General features: G+C 60.7%; 19 protein-coding genes. 17 read left to right on the forward strand and 2 right to left on the reverse strand.

The window, feature by feature from the left end:
- Nucleotides 1-39 precede the first annotated feature (39 nt).
- The 14 genes from U873_RS0126395 to U873_RS0126460 all read left to right on the forward strand — a co-directional run bounded on the left by U873_RS0126395 (nt 40) and on the right by U873_RS0126460 (nt 10,707).
- A complete protein-coding gene (locus U873_RS0126395; RefSeq protein WP_025131103.1) occupies nt 40-873 on the forward strand; it encodes a T3SS regulon anti-activator ExsD domain-containing protein in 834 nt (277 codons plus the stop codon).
- Between the two features lie 22 nt (nt 874-895).
- The gene (locus tag U873_RS35470; RefSeq protein ID WP_081818713.1) at nt 896-1,318 is read left to right on the forward strand and encodes a YscB family type III secretion system chaperone; all 423 of its coding nucleotides are present in this window, start codon (nt 896-898) and stop codon (nt 1,316-1,318) included.
- The gene (gene sctC / locus U873_RS0126405; protein ID WP_025131105.1) at nt 1,306-3,117 is read left to right on the forward strand and encodes a type III secretion system outer membrane ring subunit SctC; all 1,812 of its coding nucleotides are present in this window, start codon (nt 1,306-1,308) and stop codon (nt 3,115-3,117) included. The genes U873_RS35470 and sctC overlap by 13 nt, the downstream gene beginning before the upstream one ends.
- Before the next feature lies 1 nt (nt 3,118).
- The gene (gene sctD, locus U873_RS0126410; protein ID WP_025131106.1) at nt 3,119-4,423 is read left to right on the forward strand and encodes a type III secretion system inner membrane ring subunit SctD; all 1,305 of its coding nucleotides are present in this window, start codon (nt 3,119-3,121) and stop codon (nt 4,421-4,423) included.
- On the forward strand, nt 4,386-4,592 hold the full coding sequence (locus U873_RS0126415; RefSeq protein ID WP_043274648.1) for an EscE/YscE/SsaE family type III secretion system needle protein co-chaperone: 207 nt from the start codon (nt 4,386-4,388) through the stop codon (nt 4,590-4,592). Before sctD ends, U873_RS0126415 begins: the two co-directional genes overlap by 38 nt.
- Nucleotides 4,592-4,846: a type III secretion system needle filament subunit SctF gene (gene sctF / locus U873_RS0126420; protein ID WP_025131108.1), complete on the forward strand. Its 255-nt coding sequence runs from the start codon at nt 4,592-4,594 to the stop codon at nt 4,844-4,846. Before U873_RS0126415 ends, sctF begins: the two co-directional genes overlap by 1 nt.
- Before the next feature lie 2 nt (nt 4,847-4,848).
- Nucleotides 4,849-5,199, forward strand: a complete 351-nt coding sequence (locus U873_RS0126425) for a YscG family type III secretion system chaperone (RefSeq protein WP_025131109.1) — start codon at nt 4,849-4,851, stop codon at nt 5,197-5,199.
- Nucleotides 5,196-5,777: a YopR/YscH family type III secretion effector gene (locus U873_RS34840; protein WP_025131110.1), complete on the forward strand. Its 582-nt coding sequence runs from the start codon at nt 5,196-5,198 to the stop codon at nt 5,775-5,777. Before U873_RS0126425 ends, U873_RS34840 begins: the two co-directional genes overlap by 4 nt.
- A complete protein-coding gene (sctI, locus tag U873_RS0126435) occupies nt 5,777-6,115 on the forward strand; it encodes a type III secretion system inner rod subunit SctI (RefSeq protein WP_025131111.1) in 339 nt (112 codons plus the stop codon). The genes U873_RS34840 and sctI overlap by 1 nt, the downstream gene beginning before the upstream one ends.
- A complete protein-coding gene (gene sctJ / locus U873_RS0126440) occupies nt 6,112-6,861 on the forward strand; it encodes a type III secretion system inner membrane ring lipoprotein SctJ (protein ID WP_025131112.1) in 750 nt (249 codons plus the stop codon). The genes sctI and sctJ overlap by 4 nt, the downstream gene beginning before the upstream one ends.
- Nucleotides 6,861-7,502, forward strand: coding sequence for a Yop proteins translocation protein K (locus U873_RS0126445; protein ID WP_025131113.1), 642 nt, complete (start codon nt 6,861-6,863; stop codon nt 7,500-7,502). The genes sctJ and U873_RS0126445 overlap by 1 nt, the downstream gene beginning before the upstream one ends.
- A complete protein-coding gene (locus U873_RS0126450) occupies nt 7,481-8,164 on the forward strand; it encodes an HrpE/YscL family type III secretion apparatus protein (protein WP_025131114.1) in 684 nt (227 codons plus the stop codon). Before U873_RS0126445 ends, U873_RS0126450 begins: the two co-directional genes overlap by 22 nt.
- 87 nt (nt 8,165-8,251) lie before the next feature.
- A complete protein-coding gene (locus U873_RS0126455; RefSeq protein WP_025131115.1) occupies nt 8,252-10,291 on the forward strand; it encodes a patatin-like phospholipase family protein in 2,040 nt (679 codons plus the stop codon).
- Between the two features lie 5 nt (nt 10,292-10,296).
- On the forward strand, nt 10,297-10,707 hold the full coding sequence (locus U873_RS0126460) for a CesT family type III secretion system chaperone (RefSeq protein WP_025131116.1): 411 nt from the start codon (nt 10,297-10,299) through the stop codon (nt 10,705-10,707).
- A 41-nt stretch (nt 10,708-10,748) separates the two neighbouring features.
- Here the strand turns inward: U873_RS0126460 and U873_RS36790 are convergent, their stop codons facing one another.
- Entirely contained in the window at nt 10,749-10,931 is a 183-nt protein-coding gene (locus U873_RS36790; protein ID WP_157838127.1) for a hypothetical protein, read from the reverse strand.
- A gap of 209 nt (nt 10,932-11,140) precedes the next feature.
- Here U873_RS36790 and U873_RS0126470 point away from each other — a divergent pair, with 209 nt between their 5' ends.
- Entirely contained in the window at nt 11,141-11,974 is an 834-nt protein-coding gene (locus U873_RS0126470; protein ID WP_025131118.1) for an EamA family transporter, read from the forward strand.
- A 32-nt stretch (nt 11,975-12,006) separates the two neighbouring features.
- The gene (locus U873_RS0126475; RefSeq protein WP_025131119.1) at nt 12,007-12,393 is read left to right on the forward strand and encodes an MAPEG family protein; all 387 of its coding nucleotides are present in this window, start codon (nt 12,007-12,009) and stop codon (nt 12,391-12,393) included.
- Between the two features lie 67 nt (nt 12,394-12,460).
- Here U873_RS0126475 and U873_RS0126480 read toward each other — a convergent pair whose 3' ends face one another.
- Nucleotides 12,461-13,633, reverse strand: coding sequence for a murein transglycosylase A (locus U873_RS0126480; protein ID WP_025131120.1), 1,173 nt, complete (start codon nt 13,631-13,633; stop codon nt 12,461-12,463).
- Between the two features lie 132 nt (nt 13,634-13,765).
- On the opposite strand from U873_RS0126480, the gene U873_RS0126485 reads away from it, so the two are divergent.
- Entirely contained in the window at nt 13,766-14,215 is a 450-nt protein-coding gene (locus tag U873_RS0126485) for a cytochrome c (RefSeq protein ID WP_025131121.1), read from the forward strand.
- The last annotated feature ends 17 nt before the right edge of the window (nt 14,216-14,232 follow it).

Raw genomic sequence — 14,232 nt, forward strand, 5'->3', positions numbered from 1 at the left:
TGGCGGGTGTGCTACGAAACGAGATAGTCAAGGCAGAGAATGAGCCAGGAAGATCATAATCAACGTCCTCAAGCCGGAATTTTCGCAGGCCGCCGGGTCTCCGTAGTGGGGCAGGATGCCCGGAGTCGAGGCAGAGCTGCGGGCTGTGTATCAGCCGGCTTGTACCGTGAATGGGGAATCATCAGCGCACGCCAGTTGAGCTTGTTACAGCGCCTGTTGTCGCGTGTGCAACTGGAGCAGCTGTTTCAGTCCAATTGGCTGCAGCAGCGTCTTGCCCGCGGAATGGCCCTTGAGCGTGGGGACATTCAATTGGTGTTGCGTTACGCCTCGGCCCAGGGCGAGGACTGGTGTGACTGGCTGGGCGACCGAATCAACCTGGCCTCGAGCCAGGCAATCATCGATTGGGTCCTGTTGCCGGTCTACAGCTGGTGGGAAAGCCTGTTCGACGAAGCCATCCCCAGTTGGCGTTCTGCACTGATCGAGTATGAAACCCAGGCTCGTCAATTGCGCATCAGAGCCGAGTTCTGGCGCCAAGTCAGCGCAACCGATTCGCAACTGTCTGAGCAGGAGTTGGCCAAAGTCGAGCGCTGTGAGGCCAAGACCCAGGCCGAAATGGCGGCGCTGCTGCTCAAGCTGAGTGATGTTTGCGAGCAGGCGAGATTGGCCTGGCCCAATTGGAATCAAGGGATGGCTGTGTTGCTGGCTGACGGCAAGCTCGATGGCTTTGCGCCTGTGCCGGTGGCGCTGACCTCGCTGTGGGAGCCGTTGGGCAAACTTGACGAGGACGCTGACGCAGCGGGCGCAGTGCAGCACTTTCTGCGAGAACGGAGCCTGTGTCGGGCTCACGATCATTTTTACTGGCAGAGCCTCTGACTGCCAGATACGTTGAGGAACTATGGAACATTTACTGACTGGATTGGCCGCGCGAACGGGCCAAGGGCCCTTTGTGGTCGATCGATCAGGTCGCTATCACCTGCGGATCGACGGGCATAGCCTGTATTTTCGGCGTCAGGGTGATGACCTGGTGCTGTTCAGTCCGCTGAACTGGCAGGTTCAGATCCAATCCCCAGCGGATCGAGACTTGCTCGTCAACTTGCTGGGCCAGGTGACCCGTTGGAGCCGGCATTATCCCCAGGCGCTGGCGACCGACGAACAATCCAATCTCATTCTTGAAGCACGCCTTGATCTGGGTGTCCTCGGGCTCGACGAACTGGAGCAGGCAATGGCGGCGCAGGTCGTCATTCTGGAAACGATCAAGCCAGAGCTGCTGCTGGCCGGCCTGGAGCCGCAGTGGAAGCAAACGTTATGGCGTCCTTGAGTGTTTCGCGGTACTTGGGGCTGGTGCTTGCGTGGCTGTTGACTACCACCGCCCACGGCCAGGATCTGGACTGGCCAGCCGTCCCCTACAACTATGTTGCGCAAGGTGAAAGCCTGCGCGATGTGCTGGCCAATTTTGGCGCCAACTACGACGGCTCGGTGATTGTCAGTGACAAGGTCAATGACCAGGTCAGCGGGCGCTTCGACCTCAAGGATCCGCAGTCCTTCCTGCAGTTGATGGCCTCGCTTTACAACCTCATCTGGTATTACGACGGGGCTGTTCTGTATGTATTCAAATCCACCGAAATGCAGTCGCGGCTGGTCAAGCTGGAACAGGTCAGCGAAACCGAACTGAGGCAGGCGCTGGAAGCGGCCGGGGTTTGGGAACCGCGTTTTGGCTGGCGCCCGGACATGAGCGGGCGGCTGGTGTATGCCGCTGGCCCTTCGCGCTACCTTGACCTGGTGGAGCAAACTGCCATGGCCCTGGAGCAGCAACACGCATTGCGCAGTGAAAAAACCGGCGACCTGGCGGTGGAGATCTTCCCGCTCAAGTACGCGGTCGCTGAGGACCGGCGAATCAAGTACCGCGAGGATGATATTGAAGCCCCTGGTGTGGCGACTATCCTGGCCCGAGTGTTGAGTGACGCTAACGTGGTGTCGGTCGAAGGGCAGGACAGCCCACGGCAGCCGGTACAGTCCGGGCGGGCGGTGGTTCAGGCCGAGCCCTCGCTCAATGCCATCCTGGTGCGCGATACCAAGGAGCGCATGCCGATGTATCGGCGCCTGATAACGGCGCTGGATCGTCCGTCGGCGCGTATCGAAGTCGGCTTGTCGATTGTCGACATCAACGCAGAAAACCTCGCCGAACTGGGGGTGGACTGGCGCGTCGGGATCAGTGCCGGTCCTCGCCATTTGGTCGACATCCGCACGACTAGCCAGAATCTCGGCGGTCCCGCTTCCGCTGCGGAAGCCGGTGCCAGTCTGGTAGACAGTCGTGGCCTGGATTTCCTGCTGGCGCGAATCACCTTGCTGCAGAGCCAGGGGCGCGCGCAGATCGGTTCGCGGCCGACTGTGCTGACTCAGGAAAATACCCTGGCGGTGATCGACCACAGCGAAACCTATTACGTCCGTCTCATCGGTGAGCGTGTGGCTCAACTCACGCCCATCACTTACGGGACCATGCTCAAACTGACGCCGCGGGTGATCCAGTTGGGGGACAAACCGGAAATCAGCCTTAGCCTGCACATCGAGGACGGCAACCAGAAACCCAACAGTTCCGGGCCTGGAGGCATTCCCACTATTGCCCGTACCGTGGTCGACACTGTGGCGCGCGTCGGGCACGGCCAGAGTCTATTGATCGGCGGTATCTACCGCGACGAACTCAACGAGTCGGTACGCAAGGTGCCGCTGCTGGGCGATATCCCGTACCTGGGCGCACTGTTCCGTTTCAAGTCCAGTCTGACTCGCCGTTCGGTGCGACTGTTCCTGATCGAGCCGCGGCTGATCGACAACGGTCTCGGTCACTTCGTGGCGTTGGGCAGCAAGCGTGGCTATATGGATGAACTGCTGCAGATCGATGAGTTGTCGAACCAGAGCCTTTCGTTGCAGAAATTGCTCGGCACTGCGCAGTGCCAGGCTCTGGGGCCGGCTCGCGAGTTGCAGCAGATACTGGCGCAGGCCGGTAAGGACTCTTCGCTGACCGCCTGCAATCAGGGCAACGACACCCCGGGCTGGCGCATTGCCGAAGGGGCCTGCGTCGAAGGTGTCGAACAGTGCGTCCGTGCGCCTGAGAAGCCCTGAAATGAGCTGGAAAATTCGTTTCTACAGCGGCCTCAATCAAGGGGTCGAAGTACCGCTGGCCGAAGGGCGCGTGGTCATCGGTAGCGATCCTTTGCAAGCCGATCTGGTGCTGGTCGATGAAGGTATTGCGCCGGTCCATCTGGTGTTGGAGGTCGACCCGCAAGGTGTTCGCCTGCTGGAGTGGGCTGAAGGGCATCAGCCGCTTCAGGAGGGCCAGCCGCTGGCCGGCGGCAGCACGTTGCAGGCGCTGGTGCGACAGGCTTGTGGGCCGTTGCTGTGGGCCTTCTGTGCTCAGGAACGGCAGTTTTTCGAGCAGTTGCCGATGGCTGCCAACCCTCAAGAACGACGTGCGCCGGCGCCCCGGGCTTATTGGGCCGGGCGCCTGATGCTCACCGCCAGCCTGTTGCTGCTGGTGGGGCTCGTGGGGCTGCTGGGAGCGCCATGGTCGAGTGGCAGCAGTGGTATGAGCAGCGAAGATCCGCTCGTTGCGTTGCGCATGTTTTTGCGTGATCGCCAGTTCCAGTCCGTGCAAGTCGGTGAGCCTCAGGCCAATGGCAGTATCACGCTCACCGGCTACCTGGAAGATAACCGCACACGGCTGTCACTGCAGCAATACCTGGAGCGCAGCGCACTGACGTATCGGCTCGACGTACGCAGCATGGAAGAGATTCGCCAAGGGGTGGAATTCATCTTGCAAAAGTTCGGTTATCGCCAGGTACGCACTGTCAATGCCGATCAGCCCGGCTGGATTCGCCTCACTGGCGAGCTGGCGCTGGAGGATGATCACTGGCTGCAGATCGATAACCTGCTAAAGGCCGATGTCCCCGGCTTACTGGGTGTGGAAAACCGCGTACGCCTGGCCGGCTCGCACCTTAAGCGACTCGACCAGATGCTTGCCGATTTCGGGCTTGAAGCGGCGCTGGCCTATCAAGACAAAGGTGAACGCATCGAGTTGCGCGGGGCGCTTGATGAGGCTCAGCTCAACCAGTTCTATAAGTTGCAGCGTGAATTTCGTCAGGAGTTCGGTGCACGCCCAGCCCTTGAGCTGCTCAGCCGCAACAAGCGCGCCAGCAGCGATGAGCTGGAGTTTGTGGTGCGTTCGGTGTCCTTGGGCAAATTGCCTTATGTGGTGCTGGGCGACGGCCAGAAATACCCGGTTGATGCGTCGACTCCCCAAGGCGTGAGGGTGTTGGCGATCAATGCTGACGCTGTGGTCGTCAGTCGCGGCAAGCAACAGTTCATCATCAATCTCAAAGGAGAGCCGCTTAATGATGACGGTTTTGGAGGAGCGTCTGCGCGCCGCTGACGTAGATTTTGAACGGCAGATACGCACGCAGTTGGAGCAGGCCCAGGCCCAGGTCAAATGTCGCTTGATGAGCGGCGGTGAGCCTCGGCAATACCAGCAATGGCAGATGGAAGCCCAGGCAGTCGAGGCCGCCATCAATATTCTCAACACGCTCAAGGGAGCTTCGTGATGGCATCGATCTTTACCAATGACAGCAGCGTCAACACCCTCGACAAAGTCGCGGATAACCTCAAGGAACAGGCGAACAACGCCAATAAGGAAGTTGGCGACGCTATCGCGGCGCTCAAGGACTCCGCCGACAACCCGGCGCTGTTGGCCGAGCTTCAGCACAAACTCAACAAATGGTCGGTGATTTACAACATCAACTCGACCGTTACACGTTCGATGAGAGACCTGATGCAAGGCATCTTGCAGAAAATCTGATGATGGACAGTTCATTGAAAGGGCTGATGGCAGAACTAGCCCTGGCCGGTACCGGCCACCATTGCCACGAAGAAGCCCAACAGATTGCCAACTGGCTCGAGCAGGTTGAAGGGCCGGCGCAAGTCGTGTGCCTGATCCGTCTTTCCAGCCTGATGAATCAAGGGCATTACCAACAGGCGTTGGTGTTGGGCGAGCGTCAGTCGTGGCCGGAGCTGGAGCCCTGGCTGGCGTTGTGTGAATGGCGACTGGGTCTGGGGTCGGCGCTGGATCGGCGTCTGGCCGGGCTGGCTGCGAGCGAGGACCCGCGCCTGTTGCAGTTTGCCCATGGCATGCGCAACCCGGAGGGGGCATGAACAAAATTGATGGGGCGCCCGCTCAGTTGCCGCTGCGCCATGGACTGGATGCAAGGCCCGCAGCGCCGGCCGAGCCCGGTCAGGTGCAGGCCTTCGAGGCGGCGATGAAAAGCCCTCCAGGGGCGTCCCGGCCGGCTCCGACCGATGCCCCGCTGCAGCTGTGGTTGCAAGGTGCGAGCCTGGCCACAGCCCTGACGGGGATGGACCGCACGCAGCAGCGCGAGACGGTCTGGAAATGGTATCGCCAGGACCTGCCGGAGTCGGCTGAGGGCCGTCGTGACGAGCTGCGCGAGTGGCTCATGCACGGTTTGTCGGATCGCTTGCTGGCGCATTTCCCGCAACAGCGAGGCGGGCTTGAGCCCGATCGTCTGGCGCTCAAGGATCTGCTCAAGGAGCAGGCCCCTTTTGGCAAGCAGCAGGAGACGCTGTTGCTCAATGTACTGGGCGAGATCAAGGGCGTTGAGGGTAGCGAGTACCTGAGCTCCCTGGTGCGCAGCGAGTTGCAGACGCTGATTCCGCTCAACGCAATGATTAAAAACTTGATGAGCTTTACCCACTCACCCGATCTGGAGTCGTGATGGACGTTAATCAGATAAGTCAGGCCGCGGTCACCTCGCTCGATGAGCTCAAGACCCCCCAGGCCAGTGTCGGGCAAATTGCCGATTTCGAGCAGGCGATGGCCAAGGGCGCTGAGAGCCTTGGGGGCGACCTGCTCAATGAGATCGGACAGATGAAAGAGCGTTTCTCCCAGGCCAAGCGCGAGCTTGAGGTCGAGTTGTCGACCCCCGGCGATGACCCGAGCAGCCTGATGCAGATGCAGTGGTCGTTGATGCGCATCAGCATGCAGGAGGAACTGATAGCCAAGACGGTCGGACGCATGAGTCAGAACGTCGAAACGCTGATGAAAACCCAATAAGGTGTTGCGTGAAGAGACTCAATCGAACGCTGATGTTGCTGACCGTTTTGCTGCTTGCCGGTTGCAAGGTCGAACTCTATGCCGGTATCAGTCAGAAAGAAGGCAATGAAATGCTCGCGTTGCTGCGCACCGAGGGAATCGAAGCGTCCAAGCAGCCGGACAAGGATGGCAAGATCAAACTGCTGGTCGAGGAGTCCGATATCGCCGAGGCCATCGATGCGCTCAAGCGCAAGGGCTATCCGCGTGAGAGTTTTTCCACACTCAAGGATGTGTTCCCCAAGGAGGGGTTGATCTCCTCGCCGGTCGAGGAGCGCGCCCGGCTCAATTACGCCAAGGCTCAGGAAATTTCCCGGACACTGTCGGAAATCGACGGTGTGCTCGTGGCGCGCGTCCATGTGGTGTTGCCCGAAGACCGTGACGGTTTGGGCAAGAAATCTTCACCGGCCTCGGCGTCGGTGTTTATCAAGCATGCGGCGGACATTCAGCTCGACGCTTACATTCCGCAGATTAAACAATTGGTGAACAACGGCATCGAGGGCCTGAGTTACGACCGCATCAGCGTGGTCCTGGTGCCTTCGGTGGACGTCCGCCAGGTTCCACTCGCGCCGCGATATGACACGGTGTTCTCGATTCAGGTGACGGAAGCCTCTCGTGGGCGTTTGCTCGGGCTGTTCGGTCTGCTGGTCGCGCTGTTGCTGGTGAGTAATCTCGGCCAGTACTTGTGGCTGCGCAGCAGGGCTTCGTAATGACGTTGTTGCTGACGCCCTATCAACTGCGGTTTTGTCCTGCCCGCTACATCCACCCTACGCGCGTCCCGCCTGCGCTGATGCAACTGGCCGACACCCTGAGCCATTGGCGTCGGCACAGCGGGATCAATGCCTGGCTGCTCAGTGAATGCGCGCTGGACATCGACTACGAGTTGCCAGCGACCCTTGGAGGGTTGGCGTTCTTCGAGCAAGCGGCGCTGGAGAAGACCCTCGGTTACCTGGGCGCGCTGCTGCATGGCCAGGCTATTCGCCAAGTGCTGGACGCGAGCAACCTGCGCCGGGTTCATGCCGCAATCGGTGAGGCCGGGCATCGTTACTGCCTGGAACAGCTGGAGCTGATCATAGGTACTTGGCCGCCAGGCTGGCAGCTGCCATTGCCTGAAGGTGAGCTCGGTGATTGCCTGCGCCAACGCGCGCTGGCGTTCTGGTTGCTGGCCTGCGCTGACGCCGCCCCGGGTTTTGCCCGACGTGTGGCCTTGCGCCTGGGGCTTGCCGAGCCCGGTTTGCCCGCGCCTGCGGTGCATTGGGTGATGAGCAGCAACCAGCGTTCATTGGCCCAGGCGTTGTGCCTGAAAATCGCCCGACAAGTGAGCCCGCAATGCTTCCATTTATTGAAATAAAAGCCTCCGAAGTACGACTCGCGCCGGATCAGGTCTTGCTGCGTAGCAGCGACTATCAGGATTACCTGACGGCGGGCGAACTGGTCGACATCGCCCGTAAACGCGCCGCTGAAATCGAACAGGCCGCCCATGATGTCTACGTGCAACAGAAGGCGTTGGGCTGGCAGGCCGGTGTCGAAGAGGCACGTATCCGCCAGGCCACGCTGATTCAGGAGACGCTGCTGCAATGTCATCAGTATTACCGTGAGGTCGAACAACAGATGAGCGACGTGGTGTTGCAGGCAGTGCGCAAGATTCTCCAGCACTACGACAACATCGAGCTGACATTACAGGTCGCGCAGCAGGCGCTGTCGCTGGTCAGCAATCAGAAGCAGGTGATTCTGCATGTGCAGCCGGATCAGGTGGTTGAGGTGCGCGAGCAGATCTCCCGAGTGCTCAAGGACTTCCCGGAAGTGGGCTATGTCGAAGTCATTGCCGATGCCCGCCTGGACCAGGGCGGCTGTATCCTGGAGACCGAAATTGGCATTATCGATGCGAGCGTGGACGGTCAGTTGAGCGCTCTGGAAGCGACCTTGAAGCAAGCCTGGATGCACAAGGACAGAGTCATCGCGACTGTGAGTGAGAGTGCCGTCGAAGCACCCACGCTTGAAGTTCTAAATTGACAAAAATACGTCCGATACTGGAAAAACAAAAAAAGTCATTCCCTTAGTCTTTGCTCCTGAAAGAACCAACGTTCCCTGGGAGCCACTATGTTAATTCCTTCCTCAATCAACGCGCTTGCCAGTACCGGCAAGCCGCAGGAAATCACCCCGCCGAAAGACTCGCAACCGGCCAAGGGCACCTTGTCTACCGACGCCGTGGGTCAGAGTCTGACGGCAGCGCTCAAGAATACGGTCGGCATCGCGGTCAGCGCGCAATTGCCGGACTTCAGCCGTGCCAGCCTGGTCACGCCGCAGCCTGAAGGTGCGTCGCAGTTGATCGCCGACGCGGCCGGACAGCGCAAGATCACGCTGCGCAGTTTCGAGAACGGCGTTACCGAACTGCAGTTGACGCGTCCACCCTTGACCAGTCTGGTCCTCAGCGGAGGGGGGGCTAAAGGCGCGGCGTATCCGGGGGCGATTACGGCGCTTGAAAACAAGGGCGCGCTCGAAGGTATCAAGAGCATTTCCGGCTCGTCGGCCGGCGCTATCACGGCTTCGCTGCTGGCGTCCGGGATGAACGCCACTTCGTTCAAGAATCTGTCGGACAGCATGGACCTGATCTCCCTGCTCGACAGCGGTACAGGCTGGCAGAAGAAAGCCCAGCATCTGATCTCCGGTGCCGGCACCCTGATGACCGGGGGCAAGTTGGGCGTCGTCGGCAGCATCATTCGGCTGCTGTCCAACATTCTGCCGCGCATGGGCTCTGAAGCGGCGCCGTTGGAGAAGGTTCTGCGCACGGAGTCCAGCAAGTCCGTACTGAGCCAGATCGCGGCTCATCCGGACGTTGCTCGGCAACCCGCCGTCAGCGCTATCGCGCAAAAACTGGAGAAAGGCGGGGCGGTGACATTCCGCGACCTGGCCGTGCTCAGCAAGCAGATTCCGCAGATTAAGGAACTGAACATGACCGGCACGGCCATGTTTGAAGGGCGTCCGCAGTTGGTGGTGTTCAGCGCCGAGCTGACCCCCGACATGGACATCGCCCATGCTGCGCACATCTCAGGCTCGTTCCCGCTGGTGTTCAAGAAATCCGCTGAAACCGCGCAGCCGTTCCAGGAACAGGGTGAGCGCACGCTGTTTCAGGACGGTGGCGTCATGCTCAACGTGCCAGTGCCAGAGATGATCGATCGGCAGTTCTCGAACAGTCCGTTGCGTCAGGCCGATAACCTCATCCTCAAGTTCCCTGAGGATGAGGTTGCACAGAAGGGCCCTGGCCGAGGCGCGATCAATCTGGCGGAGGGGATTGTGGGCGCTCCACTGGGCGCACGAGCGGCATTGCAGGATCGTGGGCTCGCCGCGTTCGAAGACCAGACCGTTGTAGTGCCGCTCAAGACTGAATCGGGCGACTACAGCGGGATGCTCAGCGGCACCCTGAATTTCACCATGCCCGACGCCGTCAAGAATTCGCTGCAGGCGTTGTTGCAGGACGAGGTGGGTGGCCACCTCGACAACCGTTTGCAAGCCCGCGAGGCCCACACGTTTGCGACGATGGAAGGCGCTTTGCTGGCGCTGGACGATGAAATGCTGGCCAGTGTCGCCCAGCAAGACCCGGTGCGCACAGCGGACGTTGTGCAGTTCCGGCAGGCGGTGGGCGAGGCGTTATCCGGTCTGACGGTGGCGATCGTCTCGGCCGAAGACATGAAATTGACCGACGACATGCGTTCGGCCTTCTCGCAGTTGGACGCTTTGGCGACGACGCCAGAGCGCAAGGAGTGGTTGAGCAAAACCTTGAATAACGCGGATAACAAGGACCATCAACGTTTGCTCGGCGCTCTGCGCAACACGCCGGTGGAGTCGCCAGTGCTGAAGGCGGCGGTGGACGAAATGCGCAAGCGTGATGTAGCGGTGATTGCCGACAACATTCGCAAGGAAGTGATCTTGCCGTCCCTGTTCCGGACTGGTCAGCCGGACTCCAACGTAGCATTGCTGCGCCGCGTCGAGCACAGCCTGATGCGTGCCATCAACCCAGCGCAGATCAATCAGGCTCTGGATGATCTGGCCGACAACTACGGTGCGCGGAACAAGCCCTGGAGCAAGGCGTTCAGCTCTACCACCATCGACATGGCCCGGGCCTGGCGGATCAAGGAGTAAACCCCATGAGCGTAAAAGCCTGGCTGGACCAATGGGACCTGGAGTTGCCGCCAGAGGCGCAGCATACCTGCCGCCTGCGCATTGGTGAGGGGCCTGAATTGTTGCTCGAGCGCACACCAGGCGGCTGGTTGATTGCCTTGCGCCTGGGCGCGTTGCCCAGCCCCCTGCTGCAGGGTGTGGTGCTGCAATTATTGCAGGTCAACAGCCCGTTCTCGGTGCTTGCCCCGGTCAGACTGACGGCTGACGTTGCCGGTGATCTGGTGCTGTGGATCGAGGCGCTTGAGGGGCAGGCAGACGTCGAGCAGTTGAACGCCTGGTATGGCAAATTGCTGCAAGGCCATACCTCGTTCAGTTCGTTGACTGCGCCCGGCGCGACCCTGACTGATGCGCCTATGCGAAGTGGGGTATTTGTCTGAGCTGACTGTTTGAATAACACCGGGCCCTTATGGGCCCGGTGTCATTTCAAGCGGGCATCCACATGGCAAGGTGCGGTGACCAGGCGCGTGGTCATGAGCAGGCCGGCGTGAGGAGTGTTCATCACGAGGTCGCGGGCGGCATCGGGCAACCGATCCTTGATGCCGAATTCAGGGGTGTCGATACCGAGCGCGGCAACGGCAAGTGCAGATAAAGCGGCTGGCACGGGCAAGGCCTCTGTCTGTAGTCTTGACGCTCTGATCGGGCATACGCATGCCGGCTTTGCTTCTGCAGCGGCTCAGGTCCAGCAAATCGAGCCGTAACCGGAACGATCGGAATAGATAGGCGCAACTGCGTGCGGCGTGATCGGCGTCACTATAGACCGCCGCCGAGCCTAGATGAATCGATTCTCTTCAGGCAATCAGGGAGTGTGAGGTGCTGGCGACAAGTCTGGTTCTGGTGGCCGCGCTGCTGCATGCGGCCTGGAATACCCTGATCAAGTTCAGTGGCGAACGCCTCCTGGTGGTGGCTTGCATGGACAGCGTGGCGCTGCTGTTCGTCGCCGGCATGCTGTTTTTCCTGCAAGCGCCGCCGCCGGAGATCTGGCCCTGGATCCTGGCCTCGGCGGCCTTTGAATTGCTGTATCGCTATCTGCTGATCCAGGCCTATCGCGTGGGGGATCTGGGGCTGGTCTATCCACTGATGCGCGGGCTGTCGCCCCTGGTGGTGCTGGCACTGACCCTGTTTTTTGCCGGCGAGGTACTCAGTACCCAGCAAATCCTTGGCATCCTGTTGATCCCCTTTGGCATGCTCTGCCTGCTCTGGCAGGGAGGAGGCGGTGCGCGCCTGCCCTGGTCGATGCTGCCGGTGGTGGCGTTGATTGGCCTGTGCATCGGTTGCTACACCTTTATCGACGGGCAGGCCTTGCGCCGCTGGCCGCACCCGCTGGACTACCTGACCTGGGTCACGCTGCTCAGCGCCTGGCCCTTTCCGCTGGTGGCGATGGTGTGGAAACGCCCGGCTTTTGCGCGGTTCTGGCGTGAGCAATGGCGCCTTGGCCTGAGTGTCGGATTTTGCGTGTTGTTCAGCTACGCTCTGGTGCTTTGGGCCATGCAGCTGGGATCGATCGCCGAAGCGGCGGCGCTGCGTGAGATCAGTGTGATTCTGGTGGTGCTGTTCGGTATGCGCTACCTGAAAGAACCTTTCGGCCGGCCACGGCTCTTAGCCTGTGGGTTGGTGCTGATTGGCATGTTGGTGATGAAGTTCTGACCTCAAACAACTCTAAAAAAGGAATTTGCGCTATGACTGTCGCTTTCTGGTGTGTATTGATCGCTATCTTGTTGCCGTACCTGTGTACCGGCGTGGCCAAGTTCGGTTCAGGCAAGTATGGAGCTGGACAGAACCACGATCCGCGAGCCTTCCTCGACACCCTGCAAGGTTTTGCCCGGCGGGCGCACAATGCCCAGCTCAACAGTTTCGAGGTGACCCCGGCGTTTGCCGCTGCGGTGATCATCGCCCATGTAGCGGGCAACGCCGAACTGGTGACCCTCAACGTGCTGGCGGTGTTGTTCATCACCAGTCGCCTGCTGTACATCATCTGCTACCTGGCGGACTGGGCCATCCTGCGTTCCCTGGTGTGGTTCGTCGGCATGGCACTGATTGCCAGCTTCTTCTTCGTTTCGGTCTGACGCTTCGGCGCTTGGTCGCCTGCAGCAGCGACTGCAGGCGAGCGGTTGGCAAGCCGGATCGCTCCGGTCATTTGCTGTCTGGAACGTCCGGCACCTTGGGTAGCGCCATGCCCTTGGGCCAGAGCATCCAGATCTGACCCTGCTGTTTCATGTCGCCGGCCAACTGGCCGGCGGCGTCTCCGGTACCCCAGAACAGGTCGGCGCGGACTTCGCCGGTAATTGCGCCTCCGGTGTCCTGGGCGGCCACCGGGCGTACCAGGTTACTGCCGTCGGGGCGGGTGGTGGATAGCCACAGCAGGCTGCCCAGGGGGATCACCTTGCGATCCACGGCAACACTGTAGCCAGAGGTCAGCGGTACGTTCAGCGAGCCTCGCGGGCCCTCGTTGCTGTCCGGGTTGCGGTTGAAGAACACATAGCTCGGGTTGCTTCCCAACAGCTCGGGAATCCGCGTCGGGTGGGCCTTGGCCCAGGCGGCAATGGTACCCATGGTCACGTCTTCCTTCTTCAGCTCGCCCTGCTCCACCAGCCAGCGGCCAATGGGACGATAGGGGTGGCCGTTCTGGTCGGCATAGCCGATCCGCAGTTGTCGTCCGTCGTCCAGCTGGATCCGCCCGGAGCCCTGGATCTGCAGGAACTGCAGGTCCATCGGATCGGTCAGCCAGGCAATTACCGGCGCCTTGACCCCCTTGGTCTCGATGGTCGCTGCATCGTCATAGGGCTTGAGTACCCGCCCCTCGAGCCGGCCTCGCAGGCGCTTGCCCTTGAGCTCCGGGTAGAGGCTGTCCAGGGCGACGATGATCATGTCGTCCGGCACGCCATACACCGGCACATTGGCAACCGGGGTCTGGGTCAGGCTGCCGGGATACACCGGTTCGTAGTAGCCGGTGATCAGGCCGCTGCTGCTGCCATTGCCCGAGCGCAGGCCATGGACCTCCAGATGCTCCTTGAGAAAACGGCGTATGGCTTGCGGAGTTTGCGGCACCGTGGCGGCCGCGGCGCAGGTGGCGCCCCACACCGGATCGGCTTTCAGGCGGGTGCAGGCACTGCGCCAGGAGCCGAAGCCGGCCAGCAGGTCGTTGTCGGCAACGCTGGGCAGGGATTCCCAGGTCGCGCTGTTGTAGGTAGCCAGGGCGTGAGTCTGTGGTTTGCCACTGTCACCGCCGTTGCAGCCAGCGAGCAGTGCCAGGGCTGGGAAGGTCCAGAACAAATGGCGGCGCCAGCTGAGGAAGCTCGGGTTCATGCTGTGTGTCCTTGAAGGGTTTTCCGCAACGCTCTTGGGTCGGGACAACCCATATTATTAATAGGGCTATTGGTGTTTGCCGGGGAGGCGAGGATACTGGCCGCCGTTTCCGTGACCTGAACTGAAGCCACCATGACGCTAAAAAGACTTTCCGTTGTATTGCTGGCCTGCCTGACGCTCTCCGCCTGTGGCGGTGTCGATCCGAACTCTCCTTTGGGCCAGCGCAAGGCGATCTTCAAACAGATGCTCAAGACTGGCGAGGACCTGGGGGGCATGCTCCGTGGGCGGATTCCCTTCGACGGCGCGCGTTTTGCCGAAGGCGCAGTGAAGCTCGACAGCCTGTCCCATGAGCCCTGGAAACACTTCCCTGAGGTCAAGGAAGAGGATCACACCAGCGCCACCGATGACGTCTGGCGCAAACAGGCGCGTTTCCAGGAACTGGCGCGCAACCTCGAGGCAGCCACCGGTGAGCTGGTGACCATCAGCCAGGTCCAGCCCTACAAGGCCAGCAACCTGGGGCCTGCGGTGCAGAAGGTCGAGGACGTCTGCAGTGCCTGCCATAAAGAGTTCCGCAACCACTGATTGCCAGGCTCGGGTGA

This window comes from Pseudomonas sp. PH1b (assembly GCF_000633395.1).
Classification (GTDB): domain Bacteria; phylum Pseudomonadota; class Gammaproteobacteria; order Pseudomonadales; family Pseudomonadaceae; genus Aquipseudomonas.